This is a genomic window from Enterobacter sp. JMULE2 (genome assembly GCF_013337145.1).
Lineage (GTDB): Bacteria > Pseudomonadota > Gammaproteobacteria > Enterobacterales > Enterobacteriaceae > Enterobacter > Enterobacter mori.
The window spans coordinates 62,920-84,094 of record NZ_SGWD01000012.1; the positions used below are offsets into that span (position 1 = coordinate 62,920).

Here is a 21,175-nt window from a genome sequence, read left to right on the forward strand (position 1 = left end):
AGACTTAACTGAAATGAAATGTAACAGCAGAAGAAAGGCGATCATGCAAAGAGATTATTCTGAAAGCGGGATATATTCGGCAGGGTGTAAGCGGTTTCAAATGGTGTGGCTTTGAGCCGCCACCCGACATAAAAAAGGCCAGCACAAAGGCTGGCCTGTTAAACACTGTCAGTCGATTACTTCAGACCGGCAGCCTCACGCAGCAGGGCGGCTTTGTCGGTTTTTTCCCATGGGAAATGTTCGCGACCAAAGTGACCGTATGCCGCGGTTTCTTTGTAGATTGGGTGCAGCAGATCCAGCATCTGAATCAGGCCGTATGGACGCAGGTCGAAGAACTCGCGCACCAGCAGGGTCAGCTGTTCTGAAGGCACTTTCTCAGTACCGAAAGTTTCCACCATGATGGAGGTCGGTTCAGCCACGCCGATTGCGTAGGAAACCTGAATCTCACAGCGGTCAGCCAGGCCAGCAGCAACGATGTTTTTCGCAACATAACGTGCAGCGTACGCGGCAGAACGGTCAACTTTAGACGGGTCTTTACCGGAGAATGCACCGCCGCCGTGACGCGCCATGCCGCCGTAGGTATCCACGATGATTTTACGGCCGGTCAGGCCGCAGTCGCCCATTGGGCCGCCGATAACAAAGCGTCCGGTTGGGTTGATGAAGAATTTGGTTGCAGAGCTCAGCCATTCGGTTGGCAGAACTGGCTTGATGATCTCTTCCATCACGGCTTCCTGCAGCGATTTCTGATCGATATCTTCAGAATGCTGAGTGGAGAGAACTACCGCATCAATGCCAACGATTTTACCGTCGTCATACTGGAAGGTAACCTGGCTTTTCGCATCCGGACGCAGCCATGGCAGGGTGCCGTTTTTACGCACTTCAGCCTGACGCTGCACCAGACGATGTGCGTAGGTAACCGGTGCTGGCATCAGCACGTCGGTTTCGTTAGTTGCGTAGCCGAACATCAGGCCCTGGTCGCCTGCGCCCTGCTCCAGTGGATCGGCACGGTCAACGCCCTGGTTGATGTCCGGGGACTGTTTGCCGATGGCGCTCAGTACCGCGCAAGAGTTGGCATCAAAGCCCATATCAGAATGTACATAGCCGATCTCACGCACCGTGTTACGGGTGATCTCTTCGATATCAACCCATGCGCTGGTGGTGATCTCACCGCCGACCAGAACCATGCCGGTTTTGACATAGGTTTCACACGCTACGCGCGCTTTAGGATCCTGGGCAAGGATCGCATCCAGCACCGCATCGGAGATTTGGTCAGCAATTTTATCAGGATGTCCTTCTGATACGGACTCGGACGTAAACAGGTGTTTTGCCATGTTTTATTTCACCTAAGAGGAATTTGGTTAGCTCGAACTGCTGTGTGGAATAGCCAAAGGAGAGTATTCTACCAAGGCCTGCAGGTTTTTGACACTGGCAGTCTGAGTGTTAATCAGTATAGATGGATTAACATCTGGACGTCCATTTTAGGTCACTTCTTCACCCGATTTCCAGTTTTTTTTGACTTACCTCTCACTGTGTTGAAAACAAAGCTGGAAATATTTCCTGACGGCACTGGCAACCCACGCATTTTTGTTTTGCATTTTCCCCACCTTCTCGGTATAAAACGCGGCACGCGGCTCATACAAAAAAGCGCTCGATGACCTCATCGTGTCGCCACTTCCAGCCGGGTTAAGCAGTGAACATTTAGCTTTGGCTTGTGGTCCGTTTCAGCAGAGGCGGCCGTGGAGGTGATACGAGATAATGAACCATCGTTTTCCGCTAATTCAGCGCAGCCGTTCTGGCGCGCAGTTGATTCCCGCAACCCGCATTTCTAGTCTGCAAACCTGCCGATGTTATACCCATCTCGGCGCTTCTCAGGATCCCAGGGCCGGTTACGCTCTGTGACAACTGAACAAGGGCGCTCTTGTTAATACAAGAGTTTTCTCGTGGTTTCGCCGAACCTTGTCATACAGAGTTCGGATACGTGTTTTACAATGATATGAATAAGAAACCGGTCGCACGGTCTGGATTTCAGCATACTCTGCTGGGAAACGGAGCCGTTTATGGGTTGTTATCGCCGTATAACGCTGCGATAGTAGTCAACTGTTTTACACTTAATACAAAGAGTTGAGGTTCGCTATGTCTGACGACATGTCTTCTTTTTCGCCTTCGTCAGCGGGCGAACAGGGTGTACTACGTTCTATGCAGGAGGTTGCGATGAGCTCCGAGGAAGCCAGCAAGATGCTGCGCACTTACAATATTGCCTGGTGGGGCAATAACTACTACGACGTCAACGAACTGGGCCACATCAGCGTCTGCCCTGATCCGGACGTCCCTGAAGCGCGCGTGGATCTCGCTAAACTGGTAAAAGCCCGTGAAGCTCAGGGCCAGCGTTTGCCTGCACTGTTCTGCTTCCCGCAGATCCTGCAACATCGCCTGCGTTCTATTAACGCCGCGTTCAAACGCGCGCGTGAGTCCTACGGCTATAAAGGCGACTATTTCCTGGTTTACCCGATCAAGGTGAACCAGCACCGCCGCGTGATTGAATCCCTGATCCACTCCGGCGAGCCGCTGGGTCTGGAAGCCGGTTCCAAAGCGGAACTGATGGCCGTTCTGGCGCACGCGGGCATGACCCGTTCGGTGATCGTCTGTAACGGCTATAAAGACCGTGAATACATTCGTCTGGCGCTGATTGGCGAGAAGATGGGCCACAAGGTCTATCTGGTTATCGAGAAGATGACTGAAATCGCTATCGTGCTGGAAGAGGCTGAGCGTCTGAACGTCATTCCACGCCTCGGCGTGCGTGCGCGTTTGGCGTCGCAGGGTTCCGGTAAATGGCAGTCCTCCGGCGGTGAAAAATCCAAGTTCGGCCTCGCGGCGAACCAGGTGCTGCAACTGGTGGAAATTCTGCGCGAGCGCGGTCGTCTGGACAGCATTCAGCTGCTGCACTTCCACCTCGGCTCGCAGATGGCCAACATTCGCGACATCGCCACCGGCGTGCGTGAATCGGCGCGCTTCTACGTTGAGTTGCACAAGCTCGGCGTGAACATTCAGTGCTTCGACGTGGGCGGTGGCCTGGGCGTGGATTACGAAGGTACCCGCTCGCAGTCCGACTGCTCCGTGAACTACGGCCTGAACGAATATGCCAACAATATTATCTGGGCGATTGGCGATGCCTGTGAAGAGAATGGCCTGCCGCACCCGACGGTGATCACCGAATCTGGCCGCGCGGTTACCGCGCACCATACGGTGCTGGTCTCTAACATCATCGGCGTTGAGCGTAGCGAAATCACCGAAGCGACGCCTCCGGCAGACGATGCTCCGCGTTCCCTGCAAAGCATGTGGGAAACCTGGCAGGAGATGCACGAGCCGGGCACGCGCCGTTCCCTGCGCGAATGGCTGCACGACAGCCAGATGGACCTGCACGATATTCACGTGGGCTATTCCTCCGGCACCTTTAGCCTGCAGGAGCGCGCGTGGGCGGAGCAGCTCTATCTGAACATGTGCCATGAAGTGCAGAAGCAACTCGACCCGAGCAACCGCGCACACCGTCCGATTATCGACGAGCTGCAGGAACGTATGGCGGACAAAATGTACGTCAACTTCTCGCTGTTCCAGTCGATGCCGGATGCCTGGGGTATCGACCAGCTGTTCCCGGTTCTGCCGCTGGAAGGGCTGAACCACGCCCCGGAACGTCGTGCGGTGCTGCTGGACATCACCTGTGATTCCGACGGCGCTATCGACCACTACGTTGACGGCGACGGTATCGCAACGACGATGCCAATGCCGGAGTACGACCCGGAGAACCCGCCGATGCTGGGCTTCTTTATGGTCGGCGCGTATCAGGAGATCCTCGGCAACATGCACAACCTGTTCGGTGATACCGAAGCGGTTGACGTGTTCGTCTTCCCTGACGGCAACGTGGAAGTCGAGCTGTCTGACGAAGGGGACACCGTAGCGGACATGCTCGAATACGTTCAGTTGGATCCGAAAAAACTGCTCACCCAGTTCCGCGACCAGGTGAAAAACACCGGTCTGGACGACGCGTTACAGCAGCAGTTCCTGGAAGAGTTTGAAGCAGGTCTGTACGGGTACACCTACCTGGAAGATGAGTAGGTAAACCTCCCTCTCCCTGTTGGAGAGGGGCGGGGTGAGGGCAACAGGCTGCTGCGCCGCTGATGCCCGGTGGCGCTGTGCTTACCGGGCCTACGAATGTAGGCCGGATAAGGCGGAGCCGTCATCCGGCAGAATGCTATACTCACTTGAACCCGTCTGCATTACCGGCGATAATTCGCCCCAATTAGCGATTTACAAATCAATCCCTTCCTCGTCGGGTTTAACGACGCGGAGGGGATTTTTTTTCATCTGTTTTTAATGTATCGACGTTAAAAGAGGTCAGGACATGAGCACTTTAGGTCATCAGTACGATAACTCTCTGGTATCTAACGCGTTTGGTTTTTTACGCCTTCCAATGAACTTCCAGCCGTACGACAGTGACGCTGACTGGGTGATCACCGGCGTACCGTTCGACATGGCAACGTCCGGTCGCGCGGGCGGTCGTCACGGCCCGGCAGCGATCCGTCAGGTTTCTACCAACCTGGCCTGGGAGCACAACCGCTTCCCGTGGAACTTCGATATGCGCGAGCGCCTGAACGTGGTGGACTGCGGTGACCTGGTGTACGCCTTCGGTGACGCGCGTGAGATGAGCGAAAAGCTGCAGGCCCACGCCGAGAAGCTGCTAGCTGCCGGTAAGCGCATGCTCTCCTTCGGCGGCGACCACTTTGTGACCCTGCCGCTGCTGCGCGCTCACGCCAAGCACTTCGGTAAAATGGCGCTGGTGCACTTCGATGCGCATACCGACACCTACGCGAACGGCTGCGAGTTTGACCACGGCACCATGTTCTTCACCGCGCCGAACGAAGGTCTGATCGACCCGAACCACTCCGTGCAGATCGGTATCCGCACCGAGTTCGACAAAGACAACGGCTTCACCGTGCTGGATGCGGGCCAGGTCAACGATCGCGGCGTGGACGATATTCTGGCGCAGGTTAAGCAGATCGTCGGCGATATGCCTGTGTACCTGACTTTCGATATCGACTGCCTGGATCCGGCATTTGCGCCGGGCACTGGTACGCCTGTTATCGGCGGCCTGACCTCTGACCGCGCGATCAAGCTGGTGCGCGGCCTGAAGGATCTGAACATCGTCGGGATGGACGTGGTGGAAGTGGCACCGGCCTATGACCAGTCCGAGATCACCGCGCTGGCCGCGGCGACCCTGGCGCTGGAAATGCTCTACATCCAGGCGGCGAAAAAAGGCGAATAAGCCTTACGCGCTCACTGCTGCTGCGCGACGCATGCGCAGCAGCAGCATTCCTCCGGCGAGCAGGGTAATCACCTGCGAGACGACCAGCACCGAAAAGCCAGAGCTGACCGACCCCACCGATTTCATCACCATCCCCATCAGTAGCGGAATAAACGCCGCGCAGATATTGCCTATCCCATTAATAATGCCGTACGCGCTGCCCACGGCGTCCCGCGCGGCGTGATGCTGGATTACCGCAGGAATAGCCGCTCCCTGAAGTCCCCAGAACACGTTGGCAGACAGCATAAACAGCGCCAGCCATGCGGGCTGATGGCTGAGCATCAGCGCGACCACGGAGAGTGCCGTCAACGTACCGCCCACCACAAACAGTACCGGCGCCTGTTCCGGCCGCATTTTGTCGAGCAGCACGCCGCCCAGAAACTTTGACCCCAGGCTCAGCAGGAAGGGGACCGCCGCAAGCATGCCCGTAGCGTGCAGCGAGAAGTGGTGCTCGTCACGCAGCCATGCGGGCAGCCACGCGCTGCTGCCCCACAGATAGCTCAGCGTGGCGATTTCAACCAGCAGGATCCAGCCCAGCAGCGGCGTCTGCCAGGCCAGTGTGAAGGTGTGAACAAACCCCGGTTTTTTCATCTTCACCGGGCTGTGTGGCGCGGGCAGAAAACGCCAGATGAGCCCGCCGCCCAATACCAGATTCATCACCGCCAGCGCGTAAAACGACCCGGCCCATCCCAGATGCGCCATCAGCCAGGTGACCAGCGGAAAGCCCACGGCCAGCCCGAGCGAGACGCCCAGCGCGGTGACGGCGTTGGGTTTGCCGATCTCTTGCGCGCTAAAGTTATCGCTGATAAAGCGCGTCTTCAGCGAAAAGAGCGGTCCTTCGGCAACACCCAAAATCACGCGGGCAATAAGCATGCCCATTAGCGAACCCAGCAGCGGAGAAATTGCGCAGACCGCGGCCCAAATCGCAATGCTGCTTAATAATCCCTGACGGTAATGGAGTTTGCTTTCGATAACCGGCGTTAATAATAAAGCCGAAAAACCATAACCCAGCAGGAAGCAGGTCATGAGCATGCCTTGTAACATTCTGTTTTCATTTAGCTGAAAATGTTCGGCAAATTCCGGGTTTAAAATCATTACCGAGATATTAACCCGGTCGACGTAGGAAATAATAATCAGTAATAACAGTGCAATTGTACCTTGCCATCTTGCCGTCATCATGCCCGCCTTACGTTTTCATCTATTTATATTTTTATCAAAGTGATTGTCACGGAGCTAAAATGGTTCACTGGTGAAACTCATTGTTTATTAAGGGTAAATAAATTTTTCGTTTCACAGGTGAAACGCCGAAGATGTGACGTTACTTTATTTTTAAGGAACAAAAAGAAAAGAAGTCAATATCTTTTATTGAAATGTCGAGGGCATTAATAAATCGTATTTATCACGCCGCGATAATGAAAATTTCATATCGCTGCATTTTTTCGTGATCCTTTGCACACTTAGTTAATTAATACCTGTTTGATTAACAAATTCGTCACATTGCCGCTTGACGAAACATTCATCGCTTTTATATTGACCGTATTAAATAAGAAACAGAGTTTCATATATGAAACAAAAGCCTGGAGGATCGTGATGAGCTGGATAGGCGTATGTGACGCAGAACAAGTACAGGAAGATTTCCCTTTTAGCGGCAACGTCGATGGTAAAGAGATCGGCGTTTATTTGATTGACGGTGAATATTACGCACTGGAAGACGTATGCCCGCACGCTTATGCCCTGCTGAGCCAGGGATTTGTGGAGGACGGCAAAGTGGAATGCCCGCTGCATGAGGCGGTGTTCGACGTCAAAACTGGCCAGTGCCTGCACGGCCCCGGTGGTCGCAACCTGAACCGCTACCCGGTTCGGGTCTTTGAAAACCAAATTCAGATTACCTTCGTCGAGGAGACCGTGGCATGAGCGACATCCTGAACTACAACCCGGCGCTGCCGGAAAACCGCCAGTTTACCCCGCCTGCAGAGGGCGGCAACGGTGCCATTCATAAGCCGGGTGATTACACCAACCTGATCTGGCAAACCCGCAGCCGCGAGCCGGAAAGCTGGGAGGTGAACCTGATTGCCACGCTGGAAGATCTCTTCGAACAGGGCGTTGAAACTCTACCGGAACTGGTGAACGGGCTGAACGCGGTGCGCATGCACGACCAGCAGGGTGAGCCGTGGCGCGAGGCCAGCTTCCAGGCATTCTTACAGGTTAACGGCTACTGAGGACAACGCGATGACGACGACCGTACAAAACTATCTCGATAAAGGCCTGCGCGGCCTCTGGTATCCGGTACTGGCAAGCTGGGAAGTGCAGTCTGCTCCTGTGGGCATCACCCGCCTGGGCGAGCAGATTGTGGTCTGGCGTAATAAAGACGGCCAGGTGCAGGCGCTGGAAGACCGCTGCCCGCACCGCGGCGCGCGCCTGTCGATGGGCTGGAACCTCGGCGACCGCATTGCCTGCTGGTATCACGGCGTGGAAGTGGCGGGCAACGGCGAAGTGAAGGATGTGCCCGCCGTGGACAAATGCCCGCTGGTCGGCCAGCAGTGCGTGCGCAGCTATAACGTGCAGGAGGCGCACGGCGCCATCTTCCTGTGGTTTGGCGTCACCGCTGACCAGCAGCCGGACGCGCTGACCTTCCCGGATGAACTTGCCGATACGGAGAACTTCAGCAACTTCCTCTGCACCGCCGCGTGGAAGTGCAACTACCAGTACGCGCTGGAAAACGTGATGGACCCGATGCACGGCACCTATCTGCATTCGTCCTCGCACTCAATGGCGGAAGGGGATCGCAAGGCCGACATGGTGCTCCAGCCGACCAAAACCGGCTTTATTTTCGAGAAAAAAGGGCAGAGCGGCGTCAACTTCGACTGGGTTGAGCTCGGCAACAGCGGCACCTGCTGGATGCGCCTCTCTATTCCTTACAAGAAGCGCTTCGGACCGGGCGGCCACTTCTTTATCGTCGGCATGGTGGTGCCGGAAGATAACGACAACTGCCGCGTCTTCTTCTGGCGCATCCGCCGCGTGCAGGGCTGGCAGCGCGATATGTGGCGCTTCATGTACCGCAACCGTCTGGAAAAACTGCACTGGGAAGTGCTGGAGCAGGACCGCGTGGTGCTGGAAAGCCTGGCCCCAAACGCCCGCGACCATGAATACCTGTACCAGCACGACGTCGGCCTCTCCCGCCTGCGCCGCATGATGCAAAAGGCCGCGAAAGAGCAGCTGGCGCTGCGCGAAGAACAGCAGGGAGCCGCCTGATGAACGGGCTGCTGAGCGGCAAGCGCATCGTGGTGACCGGCGCCGCGCGCGGGCTGGGCTATCACTTTGCCAAAGCCTGCGCGGAGCAGGGTGCGGCGGTGGTGATGTGCGACATCCTCGAAGGCGAGCTGGCTGAACGTGCGCACGGGCTGCGCGAGCAGGGCTATGCGATCGAATCGCACGTTATCGATCTGGCCGATCCGCATTCCATCGAGCAGGTCTTTAGCGCGATTGGCGAGCAGGGGCAGATTGACGGGCTGGTGAACAACGCGGCCATGGCGACGGGCGTGGGCGGCAAAAACATGCTCGATTACGATCCTGACCTGTGGGACCGCGTGATGAGCGTGAACGTCAAAGGCACCTGGCTGGTGACGCGAGCCGCCGTGCCGCTGCTTCGCGAAGGGGCGGGCATTGTGAACGTGGCGTCCGACACCGCGCTGTGGGGCGCGCCGCGCCTGATGGCCTACGTCGCCAGCAAGGGCGCGGTGATTGCCATGACCCGCTCAATGGCGCGCGAGCTTGGCGAAAAGCGCATTCGAATCAACGCCATCGCCCCGGGATTAACCCGCGTCGAGGCAACCGAGTATGTTCCGGCCGAGCGGCATCAGCTTTACGAAAACGGTCGCGCATTAACGGGGGCGCAGCAGCCGGAGGATGTCACCGGCAGCGTGGTCTGGTTGCTTAGCGATCTGTCGCGGTTCATCACCGGACAGCTGATCCCGGTCAACGGCGGTTTTGTCTTTAATTGAGGTAGGGTGATGATGGCAAACGATCGGGAAGTGAGGTATCTGGTGCCGGGGCTGGAGCGCGGTTTACAGCTGCTGTTGGCCTTTGGCGAGCAGCATCGCGAACTGACCTTTGCCGAGCTGCACCGGCTGGTGGATATGCCGAAGGCCACCGCCTACCGCGTGGTACAGACGCTGGAGTTCATGGGCTTTCTGGAGCGCAACGCGCGCACCAATACCTTCTCGCTGGGTATGAACGTGCTGCGCCTGGGCTTTGAGTACATCGCCTCGCTTGACGTGGCCCAGGTTGGCCAGCCGGTCATCGAGCGGCTGCGCGACGTGAGCCAGTGCAGCAGCCACCTGGCGATCCGCGACGGGCGCGACATTATCTACATCGCCCGCGTCAGCGCCGCCGGGTCGCGCATCAATCAGGTCAGCATTGGCACCCGTCTTCCGGTGCACTGCACCTCGCTGGGCCGCATGCTGCTGACCGATATTTCCCGCGCCGAGTTTGAACAGCTGTTTCCGCACGAGCGCCTGCCGGGCAACACGCCGGGGCAGCTTCACGACCGCGAAGCCCTGTGGCAGATGGTGCAGCAGGACAAAGCCCGCGGATACGTGATCGGCGAATCCTTCTTCCGCCACGGCATCTCCTCCATCGTCTACCCGGTGTATGACCGAAGCGGACGCGTGGCGGCGGTAGTCAGCATTCTGGTGCCGTCGGAGGAGATCCCGCAGACCGACCGCGAGCGCCTGCAAAACGAGGTTCGCCTCGCGGCGGATAAAATTTCTGGCTTCTTAGGGTATCTGTCACAGGCCAGTTAAATCAGTGAGTTAACGTCAGGCGCTTGACTGCGTCGGGCATGTTTTACGCCCAATTTGGGCCAGATGAGGCAACGAACGATGAGTGTAACCGGAATTGAAAAGCTGGAATTTGGCGTGGAAGACCTGACGCACTGCGCCAAATTTATGCGTGATTTTGGCCTGACGGGCGATGCCAGCGGCCAGCGTTTTACCACCCTGAGCGGCGCGCGCGTGGAGCTTAACCCGATTGACAGCCCCGACCTGCCGCCGGCGTTTGAAGCGGGCAACACCCTGCGCCGCATGACCTGGGCGGTTGCTACCCGGCAGGAGCTAGAGGCGCTGCGCCCAAAGCTTGCGCAGCAGCCCGGCTTTCGCGAAGTGGGTGACGCGCTGGAGTGCCTCGACCCGAACGGCATGACGCTGCGCGTGCAGGTCAGCCAGCAGACCGACGTGGAGCTGAACGTTGAGCCGATCAACCAGTGGGGCGACGTTCGCCGTATCGACACGCCCAGCCCGGTTTACGATCGCGCCCAGCCCATCAACGTGGGGCACGTAGTGTTCTTCGTGGAGGAGTTGGCGGCAGTGGAAAAATTCTACCGCGAGGTGCTCGGCTTCCAGGTCTCTGACCGCTACATCAACCGCGCCGTGTTCCTGCGCTGCGGCGCGCGCGGCGGTCATCACAACCTGTTCCTGCTGCAGCTGCCGAACCGCAGGCGCGGGCTGAACCACGTGGCCTTCACCGTGCGCGACATCCACGAGGTGATCGGCGGCGGTATCGCGATGAATAAAAATGACTGGAGCACCTTTATCGGGCCGGGCCGTCATCCGGTGTCGTCGGCGTACTTCTGGTACGTCAACAGCCCGACCGGCGGCGCGTTTGAGTATTACACCAACGACGATTATCTGACCGAAAACTGGCAGCCGCGCGAGCTGGAGCACTCGCTGGTCTCCTTTACCGAGTGGGCGGTGGAAGGCGGGATCGACCACGACACGCGCCGCCAGCAGAAAAAGCCGGAGGCGGTATGACGTCGCGCATTGTCATTATCGGCGGCGGCCAGGCGGGCGGCTGGGCGGCGAAAACCCTGCGCGACGAGGGCTTTGACGGCGAGATTTGCGTGGTGGCGGAAGAAGAGTGGGATTTCTACGAGCGTCCGCCGCTGTCGAAAGCCTCTCTGCTGGAGCCGGACGCGGCGCTCCCAAGGCTGTTTACCGACGAGGCGCAGCAGGCGCTGAACCTGAGCTGGTACCGCCCGCTGCGTGCGGAGCAGATCGACCGCGAGGCGAAAACGGTGCGTTTAAGCAACGGCGAGATTCTTAGTTACAACATCCTTTTAATTGCCACCGGAGGGCGGGCGCGCCTGCCGGGTGAGGCGTGGGCGGCGCATCCGCAGGTCTATACCCTGCGCCACTGGCAGGACGCGCAGCGCCTGAAAGGTCGGCTAGCGGAAAGCCAAACCCTGGCGATTGTCGGCGGCGGCTGGATCGGCCTGGAAATTGCCGCGTCCGCGCGCAAAAGCGGCGTAGCGGTCACCCTGTTCGAGCAGCAGCCCGCGCTCTGCATGCGCTCGGTGAGCGGCGAGGTATCGCAGCGCTTAGAGGCCCTTCACCGCGAGCAGGGCGTGGATATCCGTACCGGCTGCGGCGCGCTGGAGCTGGAGGACGATAACGGCCTGCCGGTTATCCACTGCGACGGCCAGCGTGAAACCTTTGATGCGGTGGTGGTGGGGATCGGCGTCGATCTCAATCTGGAGCTGGCCCGCGACGCGGGGCTGAAAACCGGGCGCGGGATCGTCGTGGATGCCCAGGGGCGAACGTCGGATCCGTACATTTTTGCCGCCGGCGATGTGGCGCAGCATCATCACTACGGCCTGTGCATTCAGTCCTGGGCCTTCGCCCAAAACCAGGCGGTGGCGACGGCGAAAGCGATGCTCAACCCCGATGCGCCGGGCTACGACGACGCGCCGTGGCTGTGGTCGGATCAATACCAGCACAACATCCAGATCCTCGGCATTCCGCAGCCGGGCAGCAGAACGGTCGTGCGTGAAGAGGCGCTGTACTTCTCACTGGACGACAACGGGCGGCTGACGCAGCTGGTGGTGTTCAACGACGCGCGCACCGTCAAGCTGGCGAAGCGCTGGATGGCAACGGGGCGGGATTTATCAGATGTACCGCTCGGCGACCCGGCTTTTTCACTGATGTCATTGCGATAGCTAACCCGCACCCGTAGGGGGAGACATGACCACATTAGAGACCAACACCGCGCCCGTTGAGGCGAGCGGTGAGGGAACCCGTACGCCTGAAAAAGCGGTGCGCTGGGCCATCCCGCTGTCGCTGCTGGCCTGCGTGCTGCTGGCGTTCTTCGACAAAATCAGCATCGCGGCGCTGTTTTCCGACGGCCATTTCCAGCAGGCGATGGGCATCGATTTCGACACCACGCGCCTCGGCATTTTGATGAGCGCCTTTCTGCTCAGCTACGGCTTTTCGTCGGTGTTTTTAAGCGGGCTGGGCGACAAAATTGCGCCGCTGCGCCTGCTCACCGGAATGATGGCGGTGTGGTGCGTGCTGATGGTGGCGATGGGCTTCACCCATAATTACACGCTGATGATCGTCCTGCGCATTTTGCTGGGCGTGGCAGAAGGGCCGCTGTTCCCGCTGGCCTTCGCCATCGTGCGCCACAACTTCCCGCAGCATCTTCAGGCGCGCGCCACCATGCTCTGGCTGCTGGGCACGCCGGTGGGCGCGGCGATTGGCTTCCCGCTTTCCCTCTGGCTGCTGAACACCTTCGGCTGGCAAAGTACCTTCTTCGTGATGGCGATGCTCACCGTGCCGGTGCTGATCTTTGTGCGCATCGGCCTGCGCGGGATCCGTCTGGATACGAAGCCCGGCACTTCGCAGACGTCTCAGGACGAGCGCCGCGCCGCGCGCCGCGAGCTGTTTGTCAGCCCGCACTTCTGGATCATCTGCATCTTTAACATCGCTTTCCTGACCTACCTGTGGGGCATCAACGGCTGGCTGCCGGGCTACCTGATTAAGGGCAAAGGCATTCACCTGGAGCACGCGGGCTGGCTGTCGTCGATGCCGTTCATCGCCATGCTGGCGGGCGAGGTCATTGGCGCGTGGCTGTCGGACCGGGTCGATAAGCGCGCGGCGGCCTGCTTTATCTCGATGGCGGGGGCTGCGATAGGCCTGGCGGCGGTGATGCACCTCGACACCCCGCTGACCATCATCGCGGCGATGAGCTTCAGCACCTTTATGTGGGGCACCGGCGCACCCAATATTTTCGCCCTGCTGGCGAAGGCCACCCATCCGCGGGTGAGCGCCACGGCGGGCGGCATTTTCAACGGGCTGGGAAACTTTGCGGGCGCGCTGTCGCCAGCGGTGATGGGGGCGTTAATCGCCTTCACCCACAGCATGGATTCCGGGCTGATTTTTCTGGCGGTGATGGCGGCGGTGGGCTGCGTCCTGTTACTGCCGCTGCTGAGACGTTACTGAGGAGAGTGTCATGACTGATTCAACCGTAACCAACACAACAGGCATCAAACCTGACCACCTGACGATGGAAGAGTGGGTCGAGTCGCGCATTGCGCGCTTCGAAGGCCGCAAGTACGACTGGAACGCGCTGAAGTTCCAGGCCGATTTTGACCCGAAGTACCGCCGGGCGCAGATGCGCTATATCGGCACCGGCGCAACGGGCGTCGCGAACGACACCAACACCGTGCAGGCGGACCATTTTACCTTCTCCACCATGGTGCTGCCGTCGAAGTGCGAAGGGCCGCTGCACCTGCACGACGACGTGGAAGAGGTGTTCTTCATGCTTAAAGGGCAGATCACGCTGATGATCCAGGACGGCGACAACTACACCGAAACCGTGCTGCGCGAGCGTGACCTGATCTCCGTTCCGCCGGGCATCTATCGCGGGCTGTTTAACCACGGCGAAGAAGAGGCGCTGATGTGCGTCATGCTGGGGACCAACAAGCCGGAAATCCCGACCTACCCCGCCGATCATCCGCTTTCCAAAGTGAAGCGGAACTAAGGGGGCATGATGACGGGTTTTCGTGAACAGGGAAGCGGCATCCCGCTGATGCTGCTGCACGGTATCAGCTCCGGCGCGGCCTCCTGGCATAAGCAGATGGCGCTGAACGGCTTTCGCGTGCTGGCGTGGGACATGCCCGGCTATGGCGAAAGCCCGATGCTGGCGGTTGAGCGGGCAAACGCGGGGGATTATGCCGACGCGCTGGCGGCGATGCTTGACCGCGCGGGTGTCTGGCAGGCGGTGCTGGTCGGCCATTCGCTCGGCGCACTGGTCGCCAGCGCCTTTGCGGCGAAGTTCCCGGATCGCGTCATCCATCTGGTGCTGGCGGACGCCGCGCAGGGATACGGCAATGCCGCGCCGGAGCAGCGCGAGCAGGTCTGGCGCAGCCGCGAACAGCAGATGGCATTGGGCGGTGAGATCCTCGCCCAGACCCGCGCCGCGAAATTGCTGCGCCCTGGCGCGCGCGCGGAAGATATCGCCACCGTGGCGGCGGGCATGCGCACGCTGCGACCGGAAGGCTACCTTGCCGCCGCGTGGATGCTGGTGCACAACGACATTCACGGCTGGCTTAAGCGCTACCCGGGCAATTTTGAAGTCTGGTGCGGCGAGCAGGACGCCATCACCCAGCCGGAGCTGGTGCAGGGGCTGGCGCTGCGCTACGGCATGCCGTTTATCGCGATCCCGCAGGCCGGACACGCCAGCTATCTCGACAACGACGCGTTTTTTAACCAACAGCTTTTACGCATTAACGAAGAGGTGCGCGATGAATGCACACATTGATGGCCGCGTGGCGGTCGTTACCGGCGGTTCGTCCGGCATTGGCTTTGAAACGCTGCGCCTGCTGCTGGGCGAGGGGGCAAGGGTAGCCTTCTGCGGCCGCGATCCGGACCGGCTCGCCAGCGCCCACGCGGCGCTGCACAACGAATACCCCAACGGGGAGATTTTCTCTTATCGCTGCGACGTGCTGAACGCCGACGAGATTCAGGCCTTCGCGGACGCGGTGCAGGCTCGCTTTGGCGGGGCGGATATGCTGATCAACAACGCCGGGCAGGGCTACGTGGCGCACTTCCACGACACCCCGCGCGAGGCGTGGCTGCACGAGGCCGAGCTGAAGCTGTTCGGGGTGATCAACCCGGTACAGGCGTTTCAGCCGCTGCTGGAGCAGTCCGACATCGCCTCTATCACCTGCGTGAACTCCCTGCTGGCGCTGCAGCCGGAGGAGCACATGATCGCCACTTCCGCCGCCCGCGCCGCGCTGCTGAATATGACGCTCACGCTCTCAAAAGAGCTGGTGGGCAAAGGCATCCGCGTCAATTCCATTCTGCTCGGCATGGTGGAGTCCGGACAGTGGCAGCGCCGCTTTGAGAACCGGGCGGACAAAAGCCAGAGCTGGCTGGAGTGGACGGCGGATATCGCGCGCAAGCGCGGCATTCCGATGGCGCGCCTCGGCAAGCCGCAGGAGCCTGCGCAGGCGCTGCTGTTTCTCGCCTCGCCGCTGGCCTCGTTTACCACCGGCGCAGCGCTGGACGTTTCCGGGGGCTTCTGCCGCCATCTGTAAGGACGCATCATGAAAAAGGTAATGTTAATTGGGTTCGGTGCCATGGCGCAGGCGGTGATTGAACGCCTGCCGAAGGGCGTCGCTATCGGCTGGATCGTGGCGCGCGAGTCTCACCACGCGGCGATCCGCGCGCAGCTTGGCGAGGATGTGGTGGCGCTGGCCTCCCCGATGGAGTGCGCGCATACGCCCGATTTGGTGCTGGAGTGCGCCAGCCAGCAGGCGGTGGCGCAGTATGGCGAAGCGATTTTAAGACGCGGCTGGCATCTGGCAGCGATCTCCACCGGCGCGCTGGCGGACAGCGCGCTGGAGCAGCGGCTGCTTGCGGCGGGAGGCAAACTGACGCTGCTCTCCGGTGCGGTTGCCGGTATCGACGGGCTGGCGGCGGCGAAAGAGGGCGGACTTGAGCGCGTGACTTACCGGTCGCGCAAAAGCCCGGCCAGCTGGCGCGGCAGCTACGCCGAGCAGCTTGTCGATCTCAGTTCTGTTTCTGAAGCAAAGGTCTTCTTCGAGGGCAGCGCCCGCGAGGCGGCGCGTCTGTTTCCGGCCAACGCTAACGTGGCGGCAACCGTGGCGCTCGGCGGGATGGGGATGGATGAGACCCGCGTGCAGCTGATGGTCGACCCGTTAACGAAACGCAATACCCATACGCTGCACGTGGAAGGATTGTTCGGCGAGTTCCATCTTGAGCTGAGCGGGCTGCCGCTGGCTTCTAATCCTAAAACCTCCACCCTGGCGGCACTGAGCGCGGTGCGCGCCTGCCGTGAACTGGCCCTGAGCTGAGGAGTGACGATGGACGATCTGAAGATTTTTATCGGCGGCCAGTGGCGACACGGCAGCGGCAGCCCGATGCAGAGCCACTTCCCGGCTGACGGGTCAATTAACGCTACGCTGAACGCGGCAAGTCTCGACGATCTGCAGGAGGCGATTGAGGCCGGAGAGCGCGCCTGGCGCGATCCGGCGTGGCGCGGCTGCCTGCCGCACGTCCGGGCGAAGATCCTGCATAAGGTTGCCGACCTGATTGAATCTCGCGTGGATGAACTGGCGCAGATGCAGAGCCGCGATAACGGCAAGCCGCTGGCAGAAGCGCGCGGGCTGGTAATGAGCGCGGCGGGAACGGCGCGCTACTTTGCCGCCGCCTGCGAGTTGCTGGAGGGTGAGCTCCCAACGCCGCGCCAGCCCGATTTGCTGACGCTGAGCCGCTACGAGCCGCTCGGCGTGGTGGCGGCCATTACGCCGTGGAACTCGCCAATTGCCAGCGAAATGCAGAAGGTCGCGCCGGCCATTGCTGCCGGTAACGCGGTGATCCTCAAGCCCGCCGAAGCCACGCCGCTGATGGCGCTGGAGCTGGCGCGGATTTTCGAACAGGCCGGGCTGCCCGCCGGGCTGCTGAGCGTGCTGCCGGGCAAAGGTTCGGTGATTGGCGATGCGCTGGCGCGTCACCCTAAAGTGCGAAAAATTTCCTTTACCGGCGGCACCACCACGGGCCGTCATCTGGCGCACGTGGCGGCGGAAAAGCTGATCCCGGCCTCGCTGGAGCTGGGCGGAAAATCCCCGACCATCGTGCTGGAAGATGCAGACCTCGAGCAGGCCGCGCGCGGGATCTGCTACGGCATTTTCAGCTCGGCGGGGCAGGCGTGCATTGCCGGATCGCGGCTGTTCATTCACGAGAGCATTTACGCGCCGCTGATGGCGCGGCTGCTGGAGTTAACTCGCGGGCTGCGCGTCGGGCACCCGTTTACCGACGGCGTCCACGTGGGACCGCTGATCGGCGACGAGCATCGTCAGAGCGTGCAGGCGTACGTTGAGCTGGCGAAGCGCGAGGGGGGCCGCGTGCTGTGCGGCGGGGAGATCCCTGCCGATCCCCATCTTGCAAACGGCAGCTTTTTCCAGCCCACGATTATCGAGGGGCTGAGCAACAGCGCCCGCGCGTGTCAGGAGGAGATCTTCGGTCCGGTGCTGGTGGCGATGCCGTTTCGCGATGAAGCGGCGCTTATTCGCGAAGCGAACGACTCGGTTTATGGCCTGGCAGCGGGGATCTGGACGCGCGATACCGGGCGTGCCCTGCGGTTAAGCGAACAACTGGAAGCGGGAACCGTGTGGATCAACACCTACAAGGTTTTTGCCATTTCGACCCCGTTCGGGGGCTTTAAAGAGAGCGGTCTGGGCCGCGAAAAGGGTATTCAGGGGCTAAAAGCCTGGATGCAGCAAAAGAGCATTTATCTGGCGACGGGTAACAGCGTCAACCACTGGTGCGACTGAGAAAGGGTGAGCAATGAGCGAAATGATAACCGTCGGCGACGCCATCGCCAGAACGCTGGAGCAGTATCAGGTTGAGGCCATTTACGGCGTCATCTCCATTCACAACCTGCCGATTGCTGACGCGGTGGGGCAGCGGGGCAACATCCGCTTCGTGCCCGCGCGCGGCGAAGCGGGTTCCGTCACCATGGCCGATGCCCACGGGCGCTTTTCCGGCCTCGGCGTGGCGCTGACCAGCACCGGCGCGGGGGCGGGTAACGCGGTAGGTGCGCTGGTGGAAGCGATGAACGCCTGCACGCCGCTGCTGCATTTAACCGGGCAGGTAGAGAAAGCCTGGCTGGATGCCGACACCGGGTTTATCCACGAAACCCGCGACCAGCTGACCTTCCTGAAGGCCAGCTCAAAGCGTGCGTACCGCATCAGCAACGCTAACCAGGCGATGGCCATTCTGCATAAAGCCATTCAGGAGGCGCAGACGCCGCCGTGCGGACCGGTCTCTGTGGAAATCCCGATTGATATTCAGGGTGCGAAAATTCCGCTGTCGCTGGTGACGAAACCGGTGAAACCGGCTTCGGTTCCAGCCGTCGATCCCATGACGGTTGATGCGCTGTGGACGCAGCTTAAGCTGGCAAAACAGCCGCTGCTGTGGCTGGGCGGCGGGGCGCTGGGAAGCGCTGACGCGGTGAAAAAGCTGGCGGATGCGGGCATCACCGTGATTTCCAGCACCCACGCGCGCGGCGTGCTGCCGGACGGCCATCGCGCCAGCCTGCGGGCGTTCCACAACTCGCCGTCGGTGGAGGGGCTTATCGCGCAGTGCGATTTTACGCTGGTCGCCGGTTCACGCCTGCGCAGCAACGAAACCCGTTCCTGGACGCTTGAGCTGCCGCATCCGCGCGTGCAGATTGATATCGACCCGGCGGCGGCAAGCCGTAACTACCTGATGGACAACACGCTGGTAGCCGACTGTTCCGCGTTGCTTAGCGCGCTGGCCGATAAGGCCCAGGGCCGTGAGTGGGGCAGCGTGCAGTGGGATGCGCAGGTGCAGCAGGCGGTTGAGCAAGCCGAACAGGGGTTGCGCGAGCAGTGCGGCGCCTACGCGAAGCTCAACGACGCCATCGAGAAAGCGCTGCCGAAAGATGGCCTGCTGGTGCGCGATATCACCGTGTCTGGCAGCCTGTGGGGCAGCCGTCTGTTTCGCGCCAACGGACCTCTGATGAACATTCACTCTCTGGCCGGGGCAATTGGCATGGGGCTGCCGATGGCGATCGGCACTGCAATCGCCAACCCGCAGCGTAAGGTGGTGGGGCTGGTGGGCGACGGCGGCCTGAGCCTGAATTTAGGCGAGCTGGCGACGCTGGCGCAGGAAAAAGCCAACGTGACGCTGCTGATCATGAACGACGGCGGTTACGGCGTGATGCGCGGTATTCAGGACAAGTATTTCGGCGGACGTCAGTACTATAACGAACTGCATACGCCGGACTTTACCCTGCTGGCGCAGGCGATTGGCCTTCAGGCGTGGAGCGTTGAGCGGGCAGAGGATTTTGATGCGGTGATGACGGAGGCGCTGGCGATGCCGGGGCCGTCGGTAGTGGAAGTACGAATGGGGCAGATTGGCGCCCTGAAGTTTGCCGGGCCGCCGCAGAAGACGCTTTACTAGCTGTGCAGTGCGGTCTGAAGCCCTCACCCCAGCCCTCTCCCACAGGGAGAGGGTGACGGAGTTCCCTCTCCCTGTGGGAGAGGGTTAGGGTGAGGGGGGAAATCAGAACACGTTAAACGGGTATTCCACGTAAGCGCGGATCTCATCCCCGCCCACGTTGTACTCGCTGGCGTTGCTGGAGACGCGCAGTACGGAGTAGCGCAGGCGCAGCGTCAGGTCTTTTGCCGGGCCATCCTGTACCTTGTACTGGATCTGGTTAAACCACTCGTGCTCTTTGCCGTTGCTGGTTTCAGACGTTTTAATGTTGTCGCCACGCACGTAAGCGGTGGTCCAGCTCAGGCCAGGCAGGCCGAGGCCGCCGAAGTCCAGACCGTAAGAGGCCTGCCATGAGCGCTCGTCTTCACCGTTGAAATCAGACCAGTAGGAGTTCGCCAGCCAGATGGTGTTGCCGCCGTCCCCCACGCCGCCCTGGTCGCGATAGCCGCCGTAGTTGTAGCCGGTGCTGCCGCTGCTCTGCTGGTACGCCACCTTGAAGGTATGAATATCCCAGATGTAGCTTGCCGCCAGGCTCCAGATGGTGTTGCTGCGGCCCGTGTCGAGGCTGTCCGCGTAGCGCTGATCCAGTCGCGAATTGTAGCCGTTGAAATCAAGCACCAGCTGCTGTCCGGTGCTGAACGGCTGTTTGAAGTTCATGCCCAGATACTGCTTATTCATCACCTCTTCATTATGAGAGGCGTACAGCGCGCCGCTGAACTGGTCGTTGAACTGGTAGCTTGCGCCGCCGAAGGTCAGGCTCTTCAGCCCGCTGTCGTGGCGGTCATCGCTTTTACGCTGCTCGTCGGTGAAGTAACCGGCGTTCACTTCCAGACCGTCGATCTCTTTCGAAGTCAGCAGGGTGCCGGTGTAGCTTTCAAACAGCAGGCGGGAGCTGTCGGATGTAATGATTGGCAGCTCAGGACGCTGGTTCCCGTAGCTCAGCACGGTATTGGAGATGCGCATTTTGGCCGTCGCGCCAAACTTTGCCAGATCGGATTTTGCCCGGCCGTCGTCTTCCTGCTTGAAGAAGTCGATGCCGCCCGCGCCGCTCTTGCCGCGGCCACCGTCCAGACGCACGCCATACTGGGCGATACCGTCCACGCCGAAGCCCACCAGCCCTTCGGTATAGCCGGATGCAAATGTGGCAATGATGCCCTGGCCCCATTCGGCTTTATCCTGCTGGCCCTGATGGTAATCGCGGCTGATATAGGCATTACGTAAAAACAGATCCAGATGGCTGTCGTCAATAAAACCCTGGCCGTCGGATTGCTGGCTTGCAGCGACAGGTAATGCGGAAAATAAACTTAACGCAACTAATGATAATTCTTTTTTCACGGAGGGAACGTCTCTGTCTGGATATATTAATTTGAATGATTGCGTGGTTGATAATTACCGGAAATATTAACGATTGCAATAAATATGTGACCAGACGTTTCAGGGGCTAAATGCAGATGTGGCGGGGCTTTCTGGCGAGTTACCGATACGTGCTTTTAAATTA

Annotated in this window: 20 protein-coding genes; 17 read left to right on the forward strand and 3 right to left on the reverse strand. The window is 60.0% G+C overall.

Going from position 1 to position 21,175, the window contains the following annotated elements:
• Positions 1 to 176 precede the first annotated feature (176 nt).
• Positions 177 to 1,331, reverse strand: a complete 1,155-nt coding sequence (gene metK / locus EXW94_RS11360; protein ID WP_010435443.1) for a methionine adenosyltransferase — start codon at positions 1,329 to 1,331, stop codon at positions 177 to 179.
• A gap of 662 nt (positions 1,332 to 1,993) precedes the next feature.
• On the opposite strand from metK, the gene yqgB reads away from it, so the two are divergent.
• From yqgB to speB, 3 genes are all read left to right on the forward strand, one after another.
• A complete protein-coding gene (gene yqgB / locus EXW94_RS11375) occupies positions 1,994 to 2,125 on the forward strand; it encodes an acid stress response protein YqgB (RefSeq protein ID WP_127312443.1) in 132 nt (43 codons plus the stop codon).
• 8 nt (positions 2,126 to 2,133) lie between these two features.
• Entirely contained in the window at positions 2,134 to 4,110 is a 1,977-nt protein-coding gene (gene speA / locus EXW94_RS11380) for a biosynthetic arginine decarboxylase (protein WP_120158664.1), read from the forward strand.
• Positions 4,111 to 4,396: 286 nt separating this feature from the next.
• On the forward strand, positions 4,397 to 5,317 hold the full coding sequence (speB, locus tag EXW94_RS11385) for an agmatinase (RefSeq protein WP_008499737.1): 921 nt from the start codon (positions 4,397 to 4,399) through the stop codon (positions 5,315 to 5,317).
• Positions 5,318 to 5,320: 3 nt separating this feature from the next.
• Here speB and EXW94_RS11390 read toward each other — a convergent pair whose 3' ends face one another.
• Positions 5,321 to 6,532 carry an MFS transporter gene (locus EXW94_RS11390; protein WP_174340209.1) on the reverse strand — a complete coding sequence of 404 codons (1,212 nt, stop codon included), beginning with the start codon at positions 6,530 to 6,532 and terminating at the stop codon, positions 5,321 to 5,323.
• A 414-nt stretch (positions 6,533 to 6,946) separates the two neighbouring features.
• Here EXW94_RS11390 and EXW94_RS11395 point away from each other — a divergent pair, with 414 nt between their 5' ends.
• From EXW94_RS11395 to EXW94_RS11460, 14 genes are all read left to right on the forward strand, one after another.
• Positions 6,947 to 7,270: a non-heme iron oxygenase ferredoxin subunit gene (locus EXW94_RS11395; protein ID WP_003860044.1), complete on the forward strand. Its 324-nt coding sequence runs from the start codon at positions 6,947 to 6,949 to the stop codon at positions 7,268 to 7,270.
• Positions 7,267 to 7,575 carry a recombinase-like helix-turn-helix domain-containing protein gene (locus EXW94_RS11400; protein WP_174340140.1) on the forward strand — a complete coding sequence of 103 codons (309 nt, stop codon included), beginning with the start codon at positions 7,267 to 7,269 and terminating at the stop codon, positions 7,573 to 7,575. Before EXW94_RS11395 ends, EXW94_RS11400 begins: the two co-directional genes overlap by 4 nt.
• A gap of 10 nt (positions 7,576 to 7,585) precedes the next feature.
• Positions 7,586 to 8,608, forward strand: a complete 1,023-nt coding sequence (locus EXW94_RS11405; protein ID WP_032640649.1) for an aromatic ring-hydroxylating dioxygenase subunit alpha — start codon at positions 7,586 to 7,588, stop codon at positions 8,606 to 8,608.
• Complete coding sequence (locus tag EXW94_RS11410; RefSeq protein WP_174340141.1) at positions 8,608 to 9,357, forward strand: SDR family oxidoreductase; 750 nt, start codon at positions 8,608 to 8,610, stop codon at positions 9,355 to 9,357. The genes EXW94_RS11405 and EXW94_RS11410 overlap by 1 nt, the downstream gene beginning before the upstream one ends.
• A gap of 12 nt (positions 9,358 to 9,369) precedes the next feature.
• Positions 9,370 to 10,158 carry an IclR family transcriptional regulator gene (locus EXW94_RS11415; protein WP_174340210.1) on the forward strand — a complete coding sequence of 263 codons (789 nt, stop codon included), beginning with the start codon at positions 9,370 to 9,372 and terminating at the stop codon, positions 10,156 to 10,158.
• Positions 10,159 to 10,236: 78 nt separating this feature from the next.
• Positions 10,237 to 11,163 (forward strand): VOC family protein, encoded by a 927-nt coding sequence (locus tag EXW94_RS11420; protein ID WP_108416277.1) that lies wholly within the window; start codon positions 10,237 to 10,239, stop codon positions 11,161 to 11,163.
• Positions 11,160 to 12,347 (forward strand): NAD(P)/FAD-dependent oxidoreductase, encoded by a 1,188-nt coding sequence (locus EXW94_RS11425; protein WP_174340142.1) that lies wholly within the window; start codon positions 11,160 to 11,162, stop codon positions 12,345 to 12,347. The genes EXW94_RS11420 and EXW94_RS11425 overlap by 4 nt, the downstream gene beginning before the upstream one ends.
• Before the next feature lie 25 nt (positions 12,348 to 12,372).
• Complete coding sequence (locus EXW94_RS11430; RefSeq protein ID WP_174340143.1) at positions 12,373 to 13,629, forward strand: MFS transporter; 1,257 nt, start codon at positions 12,373 to 12,375, stop codon at positions 13,627 to 13,629.
• Between the two features lie 10 nt (positions 13,630 to 13,639).
• Positions 13,640 to 14,170 carry a cupin domain-containing protein gene (locus EXW94_RS11435; protein ID WP_010435408.1) on the forward strand — a complete coding sequence of 177 codons (531 nt, stop codon included), beginning with the start codon at positions 13,640 to 13,642 and terminating at the stop codon, positions 14,168 to 14,170.
• A gap of 9 nt (positions 14,171 to 14,179) precedes the next feature.
• Positions 14,180 to 14,950: an alpha/beta fold hydrolase gene (locus EXW94_RS11440; protein WP_174340144.1), complete on the forward strand. Its 771-nt coding sequence runs from the start codon at positions 14,180 to 14,182 to the stop codon at positions 14,948 to 14,950.
• Entirely contained in the window at positions 14,934 to 15,728 is a 795-nt protein-coding gene (locus tag EXW94_RS11445) for an SDR family oxidoreductase (protein ID WP_174340145.1), read from the forward strand. The genes EXW94_RS11440 and EXW94_RS11445 overlap by 17 nt, the downstream gene beginning before the upstream one ends.
• Before the next feature lie 9 nt (positions 15,729 to 15,737).
• On the forward strand, positions 15,738 to 16,508 hold the full coding sequence (locus EXW94_RS11450) for an aspartate dehydrogenase (protein WP_174340146.1): 771 nt from the start codon (positions 15,738 to 15,740) through the stop codon (positions 16,506 to 16,508).
• A 9-nt stretch (positions 16,509 to 16,517) separates the two neighbouring features.
• Positions 16,518 to 17,987: an aldehyde dehydrogenase gene (locus EXW94_RS11455; RefSeq protein ID WP_174340147.1), complete on the forward strand. Its 1,470-nt coding sequence runs from the start codon at positions 16,518 to 16,520 to the stop codon at positions 17,985 to 17,987.
• A gap of 13 nt (positions 17,988 to 18,000) precedes the next feature.
• Positions 18,001 to 19,641, forward strand: a complete 1,641-nt coding sequence (locus tag EXW94_RS11460; protein WP_174340148.1) for a thiamine pyrophosphate-binding protein — start codon at positions 18,001 to 18,003, stop codon at positions 19,639 to 19,641.
• Between the two features lie 102 nt (positions 19,642 to 19,743).
• Here EXW94_RS11460 and EXW94_RS11465 read toward each other — a convergent pair whose 3' ends face one another.
• Positions 19,744 to 21,012, reverse strand: coding sequence for an OprD family outer membrane porin (locus tag EXW94_RS11465; RefSeq protein WP_174340149.1), 1,269 nt, complete (start codon positions 21,010 to 21,012; stop codon positions 19,744 to 19,746).
• Positions 21,013 to 21,175 lie beyond the last annotated feature (163 nt).

Bases quoted from the DNA above. Each gene is read 5' to 3' on its own strand.
- EXW94_RS11410 (WP_174340141.1), top strand. From the start codon at position 8,608: ATGAACGGGCTGCTGAGCGGCAAGCGCATCGTGGTGACCGGCGCCGCG.
- EXW94_RS11450 (WP_174340146.1), top strand. From the start codon at position 15,738: ATGAAAAAGGTAATGTTAATTGGGTTCGGTGCCATGGCGCAGGCGGTG.
- EXW94_RS11400 (WP_174340140.1), top strand. From the start codon at position 7,267: ATGAGCGACATCCTGAACTACAACCCGGCGCTGCCGGAAAACCGCCAG.
- EXW94_RS11430 (WP_174340143.1), top strand. From the start codon at position 12,373: ATGACCACATTAGAGACCAACACCGCGCCCGTTGAGGCGAGCGGTGAG.
- EXW94_RS11390 (WP_174340209.1), bottom strand. From the start codon at position 6,532: ATGACGGCAAGATGGCAAGGTACAATTGCACTGTTATTACTGATTATT.
- EXW94_RS11440 (WP_174340144.1), top strand. From the start codon at position 14,180: ATGACGGGTTTTCGTGAACAGGGAAGCGGCATCCCGCTGATGCTGCTG.
- EXW94_RS11435 (WP_010435408.1), top strand. From the start codon at position 13,640: ATGACTGATTCAACCGTAACCAACACAACAGGCATCAAACCTGACCAC.
- EXW94_RS11455 (WP_174340147.1), top strand. From the start codon at position 16,518: ATGGACGATCTGAAGATTTTTATCGGCGGCCAGTGGCGACACGGCAGC.
- speB (WP_008499737.1), top strand. From the start codon at position 4,397: ATGAGCACTTTAGGTCATCAGTACGATAACTCTCTGGTATCTAACGCG.
- EXW94_RS11405 (WP_032640649.1), top strand. From the start codon at position 7,586: ATGACGACGACCGTACAAAACTATCTCGATAAAGGCCTGCGCGGCCTC.
- EXW94_RS11460 (WP_174340148.1), top strand. From the start codon at position 18,001: ATGAGCGAAATGATAACCGTCGGCGACGCCATCGCCAGAACGCTGGAG.
- metK (WP_010435443.1), bottom strand. From the start codon at position 1,331: ATGGCAAAACACCTGTTTACGTCCGAGTCCGTATCAGAAGGACATCCT.
- yqgB (WP_127312443.1), top strand. From the start codon at position 1,994: ATGAATAAGAAACCGGTCGCACGGTCTGGATTTCAGCATACTCTGCTG.
- EXW94_RS11415 (WP_174340210.1), top strand. From the start codon at position 9,370: ATGGCAAACGATCGGGAAGTGAGGTATCTGGTGCCGGGGCTGGAGCGC.
- EXW94_RS11395 (WP_003860044.1), top strand. From the start codon at position 6,947: ATGAGCTGGATAGGCGTATGTGACGCAGAACAAGTACAGGAAGATTTC.
- speA (WP_120158664.1), top strand. From the start codon at position 2,134: ATGTCTGACGACATGTCTTCTTTTTCGCCTTCGTCAGCGGGCGAACAG.
- EXW94_RS11425 (WP_174340142.1), top strand. From the start codon at position 11,160: ATGACGTCGCGCATTGTCATTATCGGCGGCGGCCAGGCGGGCGGCTGG.
- EXW94_RS11445 (WP_174340145.1), top strand. From the start codon at position 14,934: ATGAATGCACACATTGATGGCCGCGTGGCGGTCGTTACCGGCGGTTCG.
- EXW94_RS11420 (WP_108416277.1), top strand. From the start codon at position 10,237: ATGAGTGTAACCGGAATTGAAAAGCTGGAATTTGGCGTGGAAGACCTG.